The organism is Pseudomonas sp. D2002 (assembly GCF_013385735.1).
GTDB lineage: Bacteria > Pseudomonadota > Gammaproteobacteria > Pseudomonadales > Pseudomonadaceae > Aquipseudomonas.
Map to the genome: position 1 here is coordinate 719,419 of NZ_JACAPL010000003.1, position 15,691 is coordinate 735,109.

General features: G+C 60.0%; 17 protein-coding genes. 2 read left to right on the plus strand and 15 right to left on the minus strand.

Going from position 1 to position 15,691, the window contains the following annotated elements; genetic code table 11:
- Positions 1-54: 54 nt before the first annotated feature.
- The 13 genes from HX783_RS06600 to HX783_RS06660 form a co-directional block, all read right to left on the minus strand.
- Positions 55-510 (minus strand): adhesin, encoded by a 456-nt coding sequence (locus tag HX783_RS06600; protein ID WP_371317659.1) that lies wholly within the window; start codon positions 508-510, stop codon positions 55-57.
- Positions 507-1,247 (minus strand): molecular chaperone, encoded by a 741-nt coding sequence (locus HX783_RS06605; protein WP_177016363.1) that lies wholly within the window; start codon positions 1,245-1,247, stop codon positions 507-509. The genes HX783_RS06600 and HX783_RS06605 overlap by 4 nt, the downstream gene beginning before the upstream one ends.
- A 62-nt stretch (positions 1,248-1,309) precedes the next feature.
- Positions 1,310-3,829, minus strand: a complete 2,520-nt coding sequence (locus HX783_RS06610; RefSeq protein ID WP_177016364.1) for a TcfC E-set like domain-containing protein — start codon at positions 3,827-3,829, stop codon at positions 1,310-1,312.
- A gap of 104 nt (positions 3,830-3,933) precedes the next feature.
- Positions 3,934-4,425, minus strand: a complete 492-nt coding sequence (locus HX783_RS06615) for a CS1 type fimbrial major subunit (RefSeq protein WP_177016365.1) — start codon at positions 4,423-4,425, stop codon at positions 3,934-3,936.
- A 485-nt stretch (positions 4,426-4,910) separates the two neighbouring features.
- Entirely contained in the window at positions 4,911-5,870 is a 960-nt protein-coding gene (locus tag HX783_RS06620; protein WP_177016366.1) for a fimbrial protein, read from the minus strand.
- Positions 5,871-5,987: 117 nt separating this feature from the next.
- Positions 5,988-6,536: a fimbrial protein gene (locus HX783_RS06625; RefSeq protein ID WP_159954451.1), complete on the minus strand. Its 549-nt coding sequence runs from the start codon at positions 6,534-6,536 to the stop codon at positions 5,988-5,990.
- Positions 6,537-6,547: 11 nt separating this feature from the next.
- Positions 6,548-7,027, minus strand: coding sequence for a fimbrial protein (locus HX783_RS06630; protein ID WP_159954450.1), 480 nt, complete (start codon positions 7,025-7,027; stop codon positions 6,548-6,550).
- Between the two features lie 13 nt (positions 7,028-7,040).
- Positions 7,041-7,538: a fimbrial protein gene (locus HX783_RS06635; protein ID WP_237235729.1), complete on the minus strand. Its 498-nt coding sequence runs from the start codon at positions 7,536-7,538 to the stop codon at positions 7,041-7,043.
- A 7-nt stretch (positions 7,539-7,545) separates the two neighbouring features.
- The gene (locus HX783_RS06640; RefSeq protein ID WP_159954448.1) at positions 7,546-8,124 is read right to left on the minus strand and encodes a fimbrial protein; all 579 of its coding nucleotides are present in this window, start codon (positions 8,122-8,124) and stop codon (positions 7,546-7,548) included.
- A 21-nt stretch (positions 8,125-8,145) separates the two neighbouring features.
- Positions 8,146-8,907 (minus strand): fimbria/pilus periplasmic chaperone, encoded by a 762-nt coding sequence (locus HX783_RS06645; RefSeq protein ID WP_159954447.1) that lies wholly within the window; start codon positions 8,905-8,907, stop codon positions 8,146-8,148.
- Positions 8,904-11,516 (minus strand): outer membrane usher protein, encoded by a 2,613-nt coding sequence (locus HX783_RS06650; RefSeq protein WP_177016367.1) that lies wholly within the window; start codon positions 11,514-11,516, stop codon positions 8,904-8,906. The genes HX783_RS06645 and HX783_RS06650 overlap by 4 nt, the downstream gene beginning before the upstream one ends.
- A gap of 19 nt (positions 11,517-11,535) precedes the next feature.
- Positions 11,536-12,096: a fimbrial protein gene (locus tag HX783_RS06655; protein ID WP_159954445.1), complete on the minus strand. Its 561-nt coding sequence runs from the start codon at positions 12,094-12,096 to the stop codon at positions 11,536-11,538.
- A 51-nt stretch (positions 12,097-12,147) separates the two neighbouring features.
- On the minus strand, positions 12,148-12,657 hold the full coding sequence (locus HX783_RS06660; protein WP_159954444.1) for a fimbrial protein: 510 nt from the start codon (positions 12,655-12,657) through the stop codon (positions 12,148-12,150).
- Positions 12,658-13,193: 536 nt separating this feature from the next.
- Between HX783_RS06660 and HX783_RS06665 the strand changes: the two genes are divergently transcribed.
- Complete coding sequence (locus tag HX783_RS06665; RefSeq protein ID WP_177016368.1) at positions 13,194-13,715, plus strand: PadR family transcriptional regulator; 522 nt, start codon at positions 13,194-13,196, stop codon at positions 13,713-13,715.
- Positions 13,712-14,479 carry a siderophore-interacting protein gene (locus tag HX783_RS06670; RefSeq protein ID WP_177016369.1) on the plus strand — a complete coding sequence of 256 codons (768 nt, stop codon included), beginning with the start codon at positions 13,712-13,714 and terminating at the stop codon, positions 14,477-14,479. Before HX783_RS06665 ends, HX783_RS06670 begins: the two co-directional genes overlap by 4 nt.
- Positions 14,480-14,601: 122 nt before the next feature.
- Here the strand turns inward: HX783_RS06670 and HX783_RS06675 are convergent, their stop codons facing one another.
- Positions 14,602-15,228: a Pr6Pr family membrane protein gene (locus HX783_RS06675; RefSeq protein WP_177016370.1), complete on the minus strand. Its 627-nt coding sequence runs from the start codon at positions 15,226-15,228 to the stop codon at positions 14,602-14,604.
- A gap of 4 nt (positions 15,229-15,232) precedes the next feature.
- Complete coding sequence (locus HX783_RS06680) at positions 15,233-15,466, minus strand: VF530 family DNA-binding protein (protein ID WP_010212838.1); 234 nt, start codon at positions 15,464-15,466, stop codon at positions 15,233-15,235.
- Positions 15,467-15,691 lie beyond the last annotated feature (225 nt).

A 15,691-nucleotide genomic window follows, 5' to 3' on the forward strand; every position in this document is an offset into this window, starting at 1 on the left:
TCGGCGGCATCAAGGCCTGAGCGCATCAAAAATAATCTGCACGCTGCCGTAGTACTAGCCGGGCAGGTAGCCGTCCACGGGCGGCGGCTCAGCGGCAATCACCAGTGGCACGCGCTTGCCTACCTTGGCTTCGTCCTCCGGCACCACGAGGGTGTCGACCACGTCCAGGCGGTGGCCATTGAAGGTCACTTGCAGGGCAATCACGTCAGTGCCGTTGGACAGCACCGGCGCAAAACCCAGGCGCGCATTGATACCGCCCAGCACGTTCTTCACATCAAAGGGTTCACGCAACGGGCTAAGGTTTCCGGTCACCAGGTTGTAGTGCATGACCTGCTCGCGCTCGAGAAAGCCAGGGTTGAGCGCCAGCACAAAAAAGTCGCTGGTGGGCACCTTGACCGAGACGTGGAACACCGCTTCTTCACGGGCGGCGATGGCGGGAAAACTCAGCAGCGCCAACCCACACAACAACAGCACCGCCGACAACCGCCACTGCGGCATCGAACGGTTCACCCTTTCACCACATAGTCTTTGCGGGCCGCACCTTCTACGAGCTTGAAGCGGTATTCGCGACCGGCTTGCTTGTCGAAGGAAAAAACGCGCCCCGGCAACACGTGGTTCTTGGTGGTGGGGTGGCAGTCATTCGGCTTGCCGGCCACGCAGTTTTTGAACTCATCCACCTCGATCACACTGTTGCCGCTATTGCGCAGGGTGTAGTGGGCACCGCCGTTTTCAATACGGGTGTCGAAGCGGGTGTCCTTGGGTCGCACAAAAAACACCGTGCCGTAACCGGCCAGCACGCTGACGCCGGCTTGCAAGGTGTTTTGGTAGGCCGCGCGTTCTTCCTCGGACACCGCGAACGCGTCCTCCTTTTCGGGCATCACCGGGATGTAGCGCACCCGGAAGTAACGCTCGCGGTCGCGCTCGCCCAGGTAGACCAGGCGCGTGCCCTGCATGCCGTTGGCCGGCACGATCAGCCGGGCGGGGCTGGCGATCAAGCCGTCACGGGCGCTGCTGTCGGGCTGGGACTGGAGGGGTATTTCCCTGGCCGCGCCTTGCGCGTCGTAGACGATTTCCAGAATCTCGACCTTCACAAAAGCGGTGCTGGTGCCGCCGTTGAAAATGCGTTTGAGATAGGTGCTTTTGTCGCCATCCAAGTAGTCATACACCACCCCGACGTTAATGCTCGGACCTGCCTGAACCCCGTGGGCCAACAGGCAAAAACCCATCATTGCCAATACTCGTTTCATTGCGGTGAACCTCATCGAATAACTGACGCAGGGGCGCGGGCCACCTGCCCTTTTCAACCCCTTCAACCCGCCGCTGGCGGCACCACCAGCGCGTCGGCCAGGGTGTCTTGGGTGCAGCGCAGATCACCGATCATCAGCACATCGTTTTCGCTGCGCGCCTTGCTCGGGTCGAGACGGAACTGGCACAGCAACTCGGTGCCACGGCGCACTTCCAGGGTCGGTGAGCCGGCGTTCATTTCCATCGAGAAAAACCCATCCACTTCGCTGACCCCACGGCTGGCGTGGTTGATGATGTGGTGGCCCTTGAGCGGGCGGCCCTGCGGGTCGACCAGGCGACCGAGTACGGTCACGGTTTTCATCACGCTGATCTTGCGGTAGCCGACCCCGCCCTTGTTCAGGTGGTAAGCGGTGCGCGCCGGCTGGATAGTGGCGGCCGGTGGGTGATTGCCCTCGAAGTCGAAGGCCACCGAGCTGCTCTTGTAGGCGGTGATGGGCACGAAGTTACGCCCGGGCCGCAGTGGCATGCTGGAGCCGGTCATGTCATCGGCACGCAGGGCAACGCCCTCCATATCGGTTTCCACGTCAATGATCATTCCCGAGCCGCTGCCGTGGTACTGGCTGGTCAGGACCATCTTTTGCGCGCCCACCGCGAGGGTGTTGTTGAGGTTGAGGCCGCCGGTCAAATCGCCGTTATAGGACGAGCGCTGGGCAAAGGCATCACCCGCCAGGGTATCGGTGGCGAAGCTGGTCATGCTCGACAGGCCCACGCCGTAGACATCGGTCAGGGCGGTGACCGAGACGTTTTGCAGGGCGTGATCCTTGAGCTCTTTGCGGTAGGTCAGCGAGGCGTTGTTATCGCGCTGGCCTTCGCGCGCGGTGCGCGAACCGATGCTGCCGGACCAGCTTTCCCCTGGGCCGCCGAGGGCCAGGTTGAGGGTCAGGTCGACGCCGCGATTGCGCTTGTCGCTGAGGCTGCCCGTGGCGGGCCGGTCGAACACCGACAGGCGCCAGTTGGCATCGCTGCCGAACAGGGTGTCGTGCCGGGACCAGCCCAGGTCCAGGCCTACGCCTTCGACATTGCCCTTACTGTGAGAGACGCGGGCGTTGACCGAATTCTGGTTGCCCAAACGGTGGTTGATCGACAGCGATGACGTGCTGGTCTGGCCGACAAACGTGTTGCGCTGGCGCAAGCGTGTGCCGTCGGGCAGGGTTTCGTAGGTGTTGCGGGTGTCGAGCCAGCTGCGGTTATGGCTGGCGATCACGCTGCCCATGCCGTAGCTGAAGAGCCCTTGCACATCCATGCCGGTGCCGTAGTCGCGGGTCTGGTAGACGTTGGCATACACACTGGCGCTCTGGGCCAGGCTCCAGTCGATGGAACTGCCCAACTGCAAGCGGTCCTGCACCTGGCGCCCCGACAGGCCAAGTACCACGCGCGGGTGCGCCAGGTAGTTAACCGAGGCACCGGCGGTCATGTCGCCCTTGTCACGCTGTTCCCAGTTGTTGAGCAAGGTGCTTTCACGCCCGGCAAACAGGTTGTAGCGCCAGCGCTCATCATGGTTGCGCCAGTTATTGGGCTTGTACACCAGCTCCTGGCGGGTGGACGTGACCTGGCCGTCTTCGATCAGGCGCACTTCCACTTCATAGATACCGCCGGGCAAGGGCCGGGTGTCCAGCGTCTGCAAACCGGCCGGCACGGGCTGGGTGTTGATCAACAGGCCATTGCGGTAGATCTCCACCGAGCCCTGGCGGTTGGACGTGACGTAGATCGGGTAAACGCTCGGCTTGGGGTTGTTGATCGCCAGGCTGTCGGAACTGCCGACCATCACCCCGACGGCCACATCCGGCGCCGCGCCGAATGAACGGGGCTGGCGGTTCAAGCCTTCGGCGTTGGGGGTGAAATAGCCCAGGCGCAAGAACTGGCCCTCGAACTCACGCTGGGCGTAGGCCGAATAAAGCGCGTGGTAAAGCTGGGTATCCGGCCCGCCGAGGCGCGCCAGTTGCATATTCAGGGTCTGGCTCCAGTTGCCCAGGCTGCTGCTGGTTTCGATGCCGAAACGCCCGCCCAGGTCCTGGTTCTGCCCGCCATTGAGGTTCAATTGGTGGTTGATGATCAGCCCGGTGCTGCCGCCGTCGGGCTGGGTGTAAAACTGCTGCGGGGCCGCATCACGCTCGGCATTTTCGGTGAGGATGGAGACCAGCGAGTTTTCCAGGTTGTAGTGCACCGCCAGCAACTGTTCCGGGCAGCCCTGAGTGCATTGCCCCAACGGTACACCGGGCTTGAGGTAGTTCTCCCAAACGTCACGCTCGGTGCCGCTGATCGGGCTGTCGCTGTGGTCGGTAAACTCCAGCAGGGTAAGCCGATCATCCCGGCTCAGCACAATCATCGCTTCGCCCACGAACTGTTGATCCCGCTCGACCCGTACCGCCAGCGGCACATCGAAAAAGTGCTCTTCGAAATCGCTCGGCAAACCTTTAGCCTGAGACAACAAACTGCGCGGGGTGTAGTTGTTATCAGGCGCGGCCATAACGACCGAACAGGTGGCGAGCGCAATGGCTGCCACGAGGGGCCTCAAAGGGAACATGAACTCAATACTCTGTTGGCAAACTGCAAACCGGTTGAAAGCCGACCGCAGAAAGCAGCCGGCTGACGCGTTCAATAAGGGCTGGCCTTATTGGCCACCTGCACTCATGGCGCGGTGCGCGGCACGTTATCGAAGATCACAGTGGACACCGTGGCGTATCGGCCGGTTTGTGCGTCGGTCGGCTTGGCCGCCTTGATCACCATGGTTTTTTGCAGGCCCGGGTTGGACTCGGCGTCTGCCGCCACTTCTTTAGGCGTGCCATCGAGCGTCACATCGCCCAGGGTGATGGTCAGTGGGATGGCGTCGGAGCCGTTGGTGAGCGCTGCGGGACCGTCCTGCAGGTAGGCATCGATCGAGCCACCGGTGTTTTTCAGGGTGAAGACGGTGGACAGCTGGCTCAACTCGCCGCTCACCGTGTTGTAGGTCATGACTTCGTCACGACCGAAGTTAGGGTCCAGCGGCTGGGCGTGGAACTGCTTGGTCGGAATATCGGCGCGGATGTTAATGAGGGTGCTGGCATCGTTGGCGGCCATCGCAGCCGAAGCGCCTAATACCGCGACAGCCAGAGGGAGGCAAACTGCGAGTTTCTTGAACATGGTCAATACCTGTTTTTAACGTTTAGTTGAGGCGCTGCACGGCGAGATCGAGACAAACGCTGCGTCTGAACGCATTAACATCAGTCGCGTTAATCCCGCCAACTCAGTGTTGCAACGCTGCACTAGAATCCGTTAATTCAACCAACAGGTATGCCAGCCACGTCCCTACTCGGCGTGGGTTTAAAGTGTGATCTTTGAAAGAAAAAGGTGGCCTTTTGCCAAAACTTTGGAATTGACCGTAAGAGCAGGACTACACGTTTATAAACAGGAATTATTTAACCGAAGAAATTTCTGTAATCCCATACTTACACCTCACACCAAGCCATGATGTAGATATATTAAAGGGCACAATAACTTCTACTGCGCTTAGACTTGAGCAATCACTCTAGCTTATAAAACAGCCGTGTAAAGCACTCTTTAAGGGGATGGGTAGCACTGCGTGCTGCTGAACCCGGAGGGGCTCAGCAGGCAGAGTGAGGCGTGAGTCACGGCACGCCCATCACCAGTACACCGCTGCCATTGATGGGCCCCGCCGCGGGTAGCGAACCATTGCGCCGCACCAGGGTGAAGGTCACATCATCGCCGCCCACGCTGTTGGTAATGCGGGTCAGGAACGAACCGCCGACCTGTACCGCAGAGCCGGCACGCACAAGGGCGGTGCCCACGTCCGGGTTGCTCATCACCAGCAGGCGTGTGTCGAACGATGACGGCGTGCCTTTGTAGGTGATGGTAATCGGCGTGTTAACCCCACCGTCCGGGCAGGAATAGGTGAGCCTGCGGTCGGTGCGGATGGTGGTGGTCAGCGGATCAGTGCCGATGCCGCGCTGGTGGACGTTCCCGAAGTTGATATCAATCGGGTTGTTGTTATTGATCGTGCACGTTGACGGCGACACGGTGAAGTTGTTGGCGGCGGAGTAAGTCACCGTCAGTTGCGGGCGGGTGGCGTCGTAGTTGTTCGAACTGCTCAGACGCAGTAGACCGAGGTTATCCCCGACTCGAATATCGATGGAGTTCGCCGGATAGTTACGCAGCAGAATATAGGGGTCGATATTGATGGGGTAACTAGCCAGGTTGTCCGGCATCGTGGCGACCAATACCCCGCTCTGGACCGGCGTATTCAGGTACGCGCCGTTTATTCGCAAGCCCGTGCCTTCGCCGCTGAATTTTGGACCCGGTGTCCATGGGGTGCCCGACAAGTTACCGGTCGCCCAATAGTCCGCCCTCCAGGAGGGGCTCCCCGACCATTGGGAGAACTTACATTCAAGCCGTGCACCTTCCAGTAAAACCCTCGTACGATCCGGGGCCAGGCGGACAGTAACAGGCACATATAAATTGGGGTTGCCCGTCTGCCACGGCCCGCCATTCACGCGACAATCAACCGCCTGCGCAGTCGCCGTAACAGCCATCAAGATGAGAAGCGCGATGGCGCCATAGAGTTGTTTCATATTGATCTCTCATTGCCCCCTCTCCGGGCGCAGCCTGACGAATATTCAATCCGTAGCACCAAGAGAGAGTTGAAGTATGTCCAAGGCTGTTGCCAGCCGATGAATGACGGCTTACCGCTACGGGTAGTCGAGGGTGAACGTGGAGCTCACCGTGTACGCACCCGGCCCGATGGTCTGATCCCGGATCGCATCCGGCTCGCCCTGCACATAGGCCTTAAGCTCGATCACATTGCTGCCATCACTGAGCACCTGTTCGTCACTGACGGTATTCACCGGCAACGGCTTGTTGTTGAGGGTCTCTATACCCACCGCGATACCGGTCGCGGCACTGCCACCGTCGAGGGCGAACAACCCAGGCAACTTGATGCTTTCAGTGCCGCCCAGGGTGATGGTTACCGTCTTGCCAATCGTGGTGTCGCAGTCTTGCAGGTGCAGCTTGAAGCCCTTCCCCTGGGTGCGCGTGTTGATGTAGAGGTGCTTGCTGGTCACGTCCCAGAGTTCGAGGACGATGGCCTCGTCGCCAGGCCGGACGGTGCAGGCCTCTTCAACCAGGTTGCCCTTGAAGCGCAGGTTGTCCGCCGCCTGGGCCTTGGGCACCAGGCCGAAGGTCAGCAGTAATGCCAGGCCAGCCCAGGGCCAGGCCTTATGAAGCAGTTCATGTCGCATAGACTTCACTCCTACTCGTATTCAGCCAACAGCGTGGCCACCGCCGCAAACGGTGCGGGGGCCAGGACTGCGCCGAGCTGCTTGACCGGTACGACTTCCAACATCGGCGGTGACGACAGGTTTATGTCCATGGGGGTATTGAGCGGGAATGGCACGTTGTTCTGGAAAATCCGAATGCCCAGCTCCGGCACATTGGTTTGCACCGCTGCGCCGTCAAACCCCGTGGGTGTGCCGTTGACACTCAACTTCAATTCCCAGGGGAGCGTGTCGGCGCCGCAGCTGATGATGTAGCCGACGCTCTTGCGGTATCTCACGCCGTCGACGCGCTTGACCCCGACGTCGCCAAAATCCACTTCAATGGTGTTGCCCGCATCAATCGTGCAAGGCGGTGGCTCGTTCAATGTTCCGCTGAACGTCAGGTTGGCCGACGCACCGCTGCACAGGCCGATGGAACACAAGGCGAGGAACGCTCGCTGCTGCCAACGTGTCATGGATCGCTCCTCTTCATTGATAATCGATCACAAGGGTGGCGGCGGCATCGAATGCGCCCCCCGTCAGCCGGCTGCCCACGCGCTTGACTGGCACCGCCTGCACCGCTGGAAAGGTTGGGTAGGTAAAATTCACCGGCGTATTCAGGGGCCAATCAGCGCCGTTGACGAACAGCTTGACCCCAAGGTCCTGCTTGCGGGTCAGCAGCACCTTGGAATCAAACGCTGCCCCCGTGCCCCTGAGTTCCAGTTTCATTGCGTTGTTGAACGGCGCGTCGCACGCGACGGTATACGGCACATCCCGACGGTAATTGACGCCGTCCACCCGTGACGTCAGCAGGTCGTTGCCAAACGGTACATCCAGGGTACTGCCGCCGTTGATCACACACGGCGGCGGCGCGATGATGACCGCGCGGATGGTCAAACTGGTCTCGGCTTGCACGCCCTGGCTGACAGCCCACAGCAGGCCGCCCGCGATAAGAATGGCCCGCGAGCCGGTTGACTTAGCACTCATGCTGCCCTCACTCATAATTGAGCCTGAAATCCACCACGGCCCGAAATGCCCCGCTGGTCAACGGCGCCGAAGTGCGCGTGGGCCGAACCGTCCAGGTCTGGGTGCTGTCGCCCAAGGGCAACACCAACGGTTCGCCCTTGGAGCCCAGCTGTACATCCCGCCCCAGGGCGTCCGTCATACGCAAACCCATGCCAGTGATGCCCTGTACTTTGATCAGCCGTGTGTCTTCGGCATCGGACGGCGCTAAAAACGATATCGAGAGCACAGGTTGAAAGGCGCTCCATGTCAGGTTCCCGGTGCGTTCATTACGGATGCTGCCGGCGGTGCGCTGGCAGTCCCTGAAACCCAGCTGAAAAGTCACCGGCATGGCCTGATCGCCCGGCCGTTGCAACTGGCCGGCCGTGACGGCGCCCAGGTCAACCGTTTGATGCTGCGATGTCATCTCCACGCTGCACGGGGTTTCATGCATGGACCCACGAATGTTGAGCATCCCGCTCATGCCTTCGATGTCCTCTTCTGCCTGGGCCTGCGCGCTCCCCGCCAAGGCCAGCAGGCCGGCCAGGAGCTTCAGTGTGTGCGACTTCATGTTGTTCTCCGGCAGCAGGCCTTACTGAATAGGCGGTGAGACTTGCGCGCTGACCTGGCACGTAGTGCCGTTGCAGGTGAAGGCCATCAGCGGGCGCCCGCCGTAGTCATTCACGTAGGCCAGATAGGGCGTGGTGCCGAGTGCCTTGGCCGTCGGCCCCAGGGTTTGCGAGCCTTTGGGCGCGATCATCACGGGCTCGAAGCCGGGCACGGTCTTGCCCTCCTTGCTTGCGCGCGCATCCACCAGCGTCACGTAGTACGGCGTCGGGTTATGCACCTGGTAAACATCGCCTTCGCGGGTGAGGGTCAGCTTTTCCTGCCAGGGGTTGGAGAGGTCTTGCTGGCTTGGCGTAATGGCCTGTGGGCGGTAGAACAATTTGATCCGGGTTTGCAGCGCAATTTGCAGGGTGTTGGCTTTATCGGTGCGCGGCGGAATTTCCCGCAAGTTGAAGTAGTAGACCGTCTCCCGATCCTGCGGCAACAGCTTGGCTGCCGGCAGCGCCTGGACTTTCACCTGGCTTTGTTTGCCGGGCTCCAGGCGTTGAACCGGCGGCAGCACGGTCAGGGGCGAGGTGATTTTGTTACCCGCCTCGTCCTCGATCCAGCCCTGGGCCAGGTACGGCAGTTGGGTATTGTTGTTGGTGATGTTCACGCTGGTGGCGTCTTTGCCGCCCTCGAAAATCACGCGGGTACGGTCCAGGCCGACGGCGGCATTTGCGCTTTGGCTCAAGCCCAGCGCCAGCAGCGCGGCAGCGGGCAGTGTGGTGCGTATAGTGAGCATCATGAGGATGTGTTCTCCGTGTCGATTGGCTTGCCGGTCAGCGCCGCTGGCTCGGGCAAGGAGGGGTTGGCGGCCACCATCTGGCAGCGCAGTTGCAGGGCATCGGTCAAACCGTCAGCGGGCAACGTGCCGGGCAGCGTGAGGACACAGCGCTCGCTGCCGCCCCAACTGACGACCATCTGTTCGCCGGCCTGGATGCCGCTCAGGTAGACGTTGCCGCCGTCATTCACGATGCCGGTGTCCTGCTGTTTGGTGTTCCTCACCGTGGCGCCGAAGGGCGGTGAGCTGCCATCGGGCAGGCGCAGAACCGCCATGGCTTTCTCACCGGAAATCACTTCCAGCGAGCGGTAGCCAATCGCGCCTTCGGTGAGCGTCAGTTGCGTGACCGATTGAGTCGCCTCGACATTGCTCGGCAAATGCTCCAGGTCAACACTGGCTGCCGTGCGCTGATAGCTGCTGATATCGGAAATGACTGCCTTGCCGAAGGCATTGCTGCGGGTCGGTGAGCCGTAACCGCGTACCGGCACATCGGGCACACCCGCGGTATCGACCATCAACCGCGTGCCGCCGATGCTGTTGGTGCGATGCAGGGCCCCGCCGTAAGGCGTGAGCGTGCCACCGCCGCGCGCCGACATGCTGAGGCTGGTGTAACTGCCTTCTTGCTGGCTGGCGCTGAGGTTGATGTCTGCCTGGCCACCGACATGGCTCAGGTAACCACTGGCACCGTTGTCGCTGGCGGACAACTGGTAGCTGTTGCGCTCATCGATACGGTCGGCGTAACGCGTTGTGTAACGGTTCTGGCCCCCGGCTCTGTTGGCGTCCATCGACAGTGTGCCGGAGCGCCCGAAGGGCAGGCTGACGGTCAGCGCCAGACCATTGTCCTTATGGTTGAATTCCTGGCTGCGGTACATATTCAACGACAGGCTCATGTTCTTGATGGTGCCCACGTTGAAGTAGCGCGCCACCGACAGGTTCCAGCGCTGGGTGTCCGGCCGCTCCCAATAGGTTTGCTTGCTGTAGCTGGCGTAGACGGTGGCGCCCAGGTCACGAAACTGCTTGTTTACCGTCACCGTATACAGGGCCTTGCTGCCGCCGATGGGCCGCCAGCCCTCGCGGTACACGCCGTTTTCATCGTACTTGCCGCGCCCACCGAGCTCGCCGTTCAACCCGTAATGGCGAGCGTCCAGGTATTCGCTCATGCTCAAGAAGTTTTTCTCGGAAAAGCGGTAACCGGCGAAGGTCACTTGGCTGTCGTATTCCTCAAAGTTCTTGGAGTATTGAAGGCGATAGGATTTGCCCGTGAGCGTCTCGTCCCACACCTCGGCGTGGGAGCGTGAAACGTCCAGCGACACGGCGCCGAAGGCCAGCAAGTCGCGGCCCACACCCACGGAAAGCGCGCGGTAGTTGTTATCGCCGATACCGCCGCCAAACAGCGACCAGCCATTGCTGACGCCCCAGGAAAACTCGCCCGTTGCGAACGCGTCGCCGTCGGCACCGTATTGAAGATTGGACGGCCGCCCCGTCGCCAGCTTGTAACGCACTTGGCCTGGACGCGTCAGGTAGGGAACGCTGGCGGTGTCGACCTGGGAGGTGTGCACCGAGCCGTCCTGCTCTTCGACCCGCACGTCCAGCCTGCCGGTTACGGCGTCATTGAGGTCGCGAATGCGAAAGGGGCCAGCCGCCACCAGGCTTTCATACAGCACACGCCCCTGCTGGCTGATGACGACTTTGGCATTGGTTTTGGCCACGCCGACCACTTCCGGCGCATAACCGCGCAAGTTGGGTGGCAGCTGACTTTCATCCGACTTGAGCGCCGCACCGGTAAAACGGAAGCTGTCGAACAGGTCCGAATACAGGTAATCCTCGCCCACCACCAGGCGTGCCTTCAGCGCAGGGATGGCGCGGTAAGCGTAGTAACGGCTCCACTCCAGCTTCTGGTGCCGGGCTGCGCCCTCACTGTTTTGCTCGACACGCCCTTGCCAATCCGCGCGCAGCCGCCACGCACCGGCATTGGCGCCGAGTGTGCCGTTACCACTGAGGTTGGTGCGGTTGCCTTCACTTCGCTGGTGGCTGGATTGCGCGGTCATGTTGTAGTCAACCAACACCCCCGGCACGCCCTCATCCCAACGCGAAGGCGGGTCCCAGTTGATCGCACTGTACTCAAGGTACGCCTGGGGCAAGTTAATGTTCAGTGTGGACGTTGCCAGGTCGCCACTGACTTCCATGCCAGGCAAACTTTCAATGTCCAGGCACTCCCCGCCTTTCCACCACGCGAGTTTGGCCCCGCCCGACTCTTTCAAGCCCAACTGCTCTACAAGACTGGGCGATAAACAGGCCTGGCTGCCTTTGGGATCATTATCGGGAGGATAAAATGCAACCGACTGCTCACTTATAGACTGGGTATTGATCTGCACGACCATCGAGTAAGTGCCCGGCAGAATAAACCCGCTGCGTGCAAACTGAGACAAGTCAATATTGGTGCGATCATTCAGATCAAGAACGTCGGTATTAAATTCAATATCCCCGGCAGCCAATGCTGTGCCTGCCAGTGATATCAACCCGCCAAAGAGGCTCGGGCCCAGCGCATGTTTGACCTTCGACTTATTCAACATGAAAGCAGTCCATCAATGTTCAAAAGTATTCCAACTTGAAACGCACTGCGGCACTGTGTGGTCCCGCCGCCAGCGGCCATCCGTTGCCCACCAGGCGCAGCGTGTAGTGGAGTGTCATGTCGCCTTCCACCAGTGGGCGCAACGCCATTGGCACACCCGGAACACTCTCTTCGCCCGCGGCATCCTGGATATGCAGCGCCACGCCCTCCGAACTGCCAAAGAGCGCAAACGTGCGCCCGTCCATGTCGCTTGGGCCATCGAATGTCACCCGCAGATGCTCCCAGTCCGGCAGGCTTGCACCTGGGCGCGACGGGTCGGGGCGGCTCAACGTGCAATTGACCAGGCGCAACTGAAAGGGCTGCGGTCGCCCTATCGTGTGGCGCAACAACCGGCCGATGGGTTCGGGGTCCATCTCGATGGTCTGATCGGCACTGACTGCTTCCAGCCCGCAGGCTGAGTCAACGACCTCTCCACCCAGCGTGACCACGCCATCGCCTTGCGAAGACGCCTGCGCGAATACGTAAGGGCTGATGAACAGGGTCAATGAAGAGGCAATAGCGAGACGTATGAATGTGTTCACCTTAATCTCCCGCCAGCATTCCCCCGCCACGCGCAGTGGCGGGGGAAAAACTTACTGATAAGCCAAGGTGAAATTGGTTACCGCGCTGAAATCGCCCGGGACAATGTCACCGGTCGCTGCGCCTTGCACATAAGCCCCGAATTCCAGGGTGTTTCTACCCACGGAAATGGCTTGTGGGGTGGTCGGCGTGCCCAGCACGATGGGTTTGCTGCCATGGGTCATCATGACGCCCACGTTGCCCGCGCCACCGATGGTGCCGATTGCACCGGGAACAGTGCTGGAGGGGGCGCCGGTAAAGGTGGTGGTGACGGTGTTATCGGTGAGGCCGGTCAAATCGCAACCTTCAAGTTCGATCTTCACACTACGGGCTTCGGACTTGCCGCCGGTTTGCAACTGATGCTTGGCAATTGCCCCCAGGTGAATGGACTGGTCTACGGATTCAGGCTTGATGGAGCACGCCCCCGAGTGAACCGAGCCCAAAAACGTAATCGTCCCCTCCGACGCCTGAGCCACGGAAATCGAACCCACCAGCAGACCGATGGACAACAGCGCAGTTTTCATCTTGGTTTTCATTTGCAGATACTCACACATTGATAAATGTCATAAAAAACCCTGCCGCAGCGGTGCGTAGGACTTATTAAGCAAGCGAAGAACGGGGTAGCCCCTGAATTGCACTTAACCGGTAGTGGCATCACGTGATAAACGCGACACCTGCTTTCCAATTAGTTGTATTGCAAATCAGGCTCCGTTCGAAGCCAGGCAAGTTTCCACTTCAAGATTGATTATGTAAGCCGTCCGTTTCCCTTAATCACGTAGCTGGGTGACTGCAACACATATACGAAAATTATGGCAATTTGCCAAAACTTTAATATGAGCTGTAAGAAACAGACTACATCTGGCCCAATGAGAACGGTTTACACCCATAACCGTCCGTAAGAATGGGATGACAAACTTCAAAAAACAATAGCCTTTACTTGGTTTTATAAACTAAGTAACTAAAGAACCAGCGGTTGCCGGCAGACCGTCCGTCGGGGGTGCTTGCGTCGGCCATAAGATATATCTTACGTTATATCTAGACACACACAGAGGCTCCCATCATGCGAGACCATCCTCACCAGCGCGACGGTTTTGACCCCCGCGCCGGCCGCGGTCGCGGCCCCCGGGTATTTGCGCCCGGCGATTTGAAACTGCTGCTGCCGGCCTTGATCGCCGAACAGCCGTGCCATGGTTATGACCTGATTCGCCGGATTGAAAGCCTGTTCGACGGCGCCTACACGCCAAGCCCCGGCGTGATCTACCCGACCCTGACCTTTCTGGAAGAAAGCGACTTGATCCAGGGCGACGCCGACGGCGGAAAAAAACGCTACACAATCACCGACGCCGGTCGTCTCTTCTTAAGCGAGCAAGCGGTTGCCCTGGACGGGGTACGCATGCGCATCGACGTCAGCAAACGCTCGCTGCGGGGCCAGGACCGCCCACCGGAGATTCACGAGGCGGTGCATAACCTGCGCCATGCCTTGCATTCGCATCACGGGCGCTGGAGCCCGGAAGAAATCGTTCGTGTCGCGGCGCTGCTCAATCGCACCGCTCAAGCCATTGCCGACGGGAAAGACCAATGAATACTCAAGTTATCCATCGCGTTACCCACGAAATCAAACGTCGCCGCCTGGATGTTCTGCGCGTCGTCGACATCACCCCGCGCATGCGCCGCATCACCTTGGGCGGGCCTGAGCTGGCGGGTTTTGTCAGCCTGGGCAGCGACGACCACATCAAGTTGCTGTTCCCGCAGAACGCCGCCGAACTGGCCGCACTGCAAAGCCCGACATTCACCATCAAGGGCGACGGCCCACAACCGGCCATGCGTGACTACACACCACGGCGGTTTGATCTAAGCATCGGTGAGTTGGATATCGACTTCGTACTGCACGGCGATGGCCCCGCGTCCACCTGGGCCGAGCAGGCGCAGGTCGGCCAGCAGCTGTATATCGGCGGGCCACGGGGCTCGATGATCGTGCCGGATATCTTCGACAGCTATTTGCTGATCGGCGATGAAACCGCCCTGCCCGCCATCGCGCGGCGCCTTGAAGAACTGCCGGCAGGCCGCACGGTGCTGGCGGTGATTGAGATCGCCAATGCGGCGGAACAGCAAGCGCTGCAAAGTGCTGCGAATGTGCAAGTGATTTGGGTGATACGCGGCCAGGATGACCTGCTCGAAACCGTGCGCAACCTGACGCTGCCTGGCGGCTCGCTGTACAGCTTTGTGGCGACTGAAACCAAGCTGTCGCGCCAGGTGCGCCGTGTGCTGCTGGACACCCATCAGGTCAATGAAGAATTCCTCAAGGCCGTGGGCTATTGGCGTGCGCAAGGCAGCGAAGAAGAGTAAAGCCGGACTCGAATCAACGGTGGGAGCCGGGCTTGCCCGCGATGCCGGCAACTCGGTTTATCTGTTACACCGAGTTGATGCTATCGCAGGCAAGCCAGCACCCACACAAGCTGCTCCCACATTTAATGTCGGGTTGGCTTCAAGATTTTATCCAGCCCCACTAGAGCCAATGCAATCACGATGAACCCCGCCAAAATCCCCCCGGCATTCACAAACACTTGTGGATAACCGAGGGCGTCCACGTCAATGAACGGGTACTGATACTGCCCGAGCAAATGCCCACGCAACAGCACATAAGCGAAGTACACCAGCGGGTAGATCAGCCAGCCGCCAATGTGCTTGAAACGCAAAAACCCCTTGGGCACACAGCGCCACCAGTACACCACAAACAGCACTGGCATCACGTCGTGGAGCAATTCGTCGGCGATAAATTGAAAGCCGGTGGGGCTCCACAAATGCCGCAGCAGCAGGTTGTAGGCGAGGCTCACCACGATGATGCTCGCGGCAATGCCACTGCTGATGTGAGGCGCGAGAAAAAACCGCTTCGCGGCGCACTCCCGATTGACCAGCGCATAGCTCAACACCACCACGACGAGGGTGTTGGTCAGCACAGTGAAGAAACTGAAAAAGTTGATCAGCCCGCCCAGCAGGCTGGCGCCCGCTTCCCAGCGAGAATAGAAAATCAGGTATTGCTGAATTGCCAGCCCGACCCAGCCGGCCAGCGCCGCCGTGGCGATAAAACGCTTCACGGGTTCAATCCAGCGGGCGTTTGGTGCGCATCAATTTTACGTACAAGCCTTCGACTTTCTCACGCGCCCAGGGGGTTTTGCGCAGGAACGTGAGGCTCGACTTGATGCTCGGGTCGCTCTTGAAACAGCGCACATCAATACGCTCGGCCAGCCCGCTCCATTCGTAGTGTTCCACCAGGGTGGTGAGGACGTGCTGCAGGGTCACGCCGTGGAGTGGGTCATTGCTTGTCGCGGTCATGCCAGGCCTTTTGCAAAAAGAGGAAACACAGCCGCGCACCTTAGCCGACGGGGCGTACCGGTGGAAGCACTGCATTCACTGTAGACGCATGATCGTTCCTACGCTCCGCGTAGGAATGCTGCCTGGGACGCTCTGCGTCCCGCTTCGAAATAAGCGTCACGGAATGCATGCCCACGCAGAGCGTGGGAACGACCAGCAGTAGAAAGTTCCCCTTCACGGAGAAAA

Excerpts from the sequence above, each read along its gene's own strand:
- HX783_RS06625 (WP_159954451.1), bottom strand. The coding sequence starts at position 6,536 with ATGCGACATGAACTGCTTCATAAGGCCTGGCCCTGGGCTGGCCTGGCA.
- HX783_RS06680 (WP_010212838.1), bottom strand. The coding sequence starts at position 15,466 with ATGACCGCGACAAGCAATGACCCACTCCACGGCGTGACCCTGCAGCAC.
- HX783_RS06650 (WP_177016367.1), bottom strand. The coding sequence starts at position 11,516 with ATGTTGAATAAGTCGAAGGTCAAACATGCGCTGGGCCCGAGCCTCTTT.
- HX783_RS06630 (WP_159954450.1), bottom strand. The coding sequence starts at position 7,027 with ATGACACGTTGGCAGCAGCGAGCGTTCCTCGCCTTGTGTTCCATCGGC.
- HX783_RS06605 (WP_177016363.1), bottom strand. The coding sequence starts at position 1,247 with ATGAAACGAGTATTGGCAATGATGGGTTTTTGCCTGTTGGCCCACGGG.
- HX783_RS06645 (WP_159954447.1), bottom strand. The coding sequence starts at position 8,907 with ATGATGCTCACTATACGCACCACACTGCCCGCTGCCGCGCTGCTGGCG.
- HX783_RS06665 (WP_177016368.1), top strand. The coding sequence starts at position 13,194 with ATGCGAGACCATCCTCACCAGCGCGACGGTTTTGACCCCCGCGCCGGC.
- HX783_RS06670 (WP_177016369.1), top strand. The coding sequence starts at position 13,712 with ATGAATACTCAAGTTATCCATCGCGTTACCCACGAAATCAAACGTCGC.
- HX783_RS06610 (WP_177016364.1), bottom strand. The coding sequence starts at position 3,829 with ATGTTCCCTTTGAGGCCCCTCGTGGCAGCCATTGCGCTCGCCACCTGT.
- HX783_RS06640 (WP_159954448.1), bottom strand. The coding sequence starts at position 8,124 with ATGAAGTCGCACACACTGAAGCTCCTGGCCGGCCTGCTGGCCTTGGCG.
- HX783_RS06635 (WP_237235729.1), bottom strand. The coding sequence starts at position 7,538 with ATGAGTGCTAAGTCAACCGGCTCGCGGGCCATTCTTATCGCGGGCGGC.
- HX783_RS06615 (WP_177016365.1), bottom strand. The coding sequence starts at position 4,425 with ATGTTCAAGAAACTCGCAGTTTGCCTCCCTCTGGCTGTCGCGGTATTA.
- HX783_RS06620 (WP_177016366.1), bottom strand. The coding sequence starts at position 5,870 with ATGAAACAACTCTATGGCGCCATCGCGCTTCTCATCTTGATGGCTGTT.
- HX783_RS06660 (WP_159954444.1), bottom strand. The coding sequence starts at position 12,657 with ATGAAAACTGCGCTGTTGTCCATCGGTCTGCTGGTGGGTTCGATTTCC.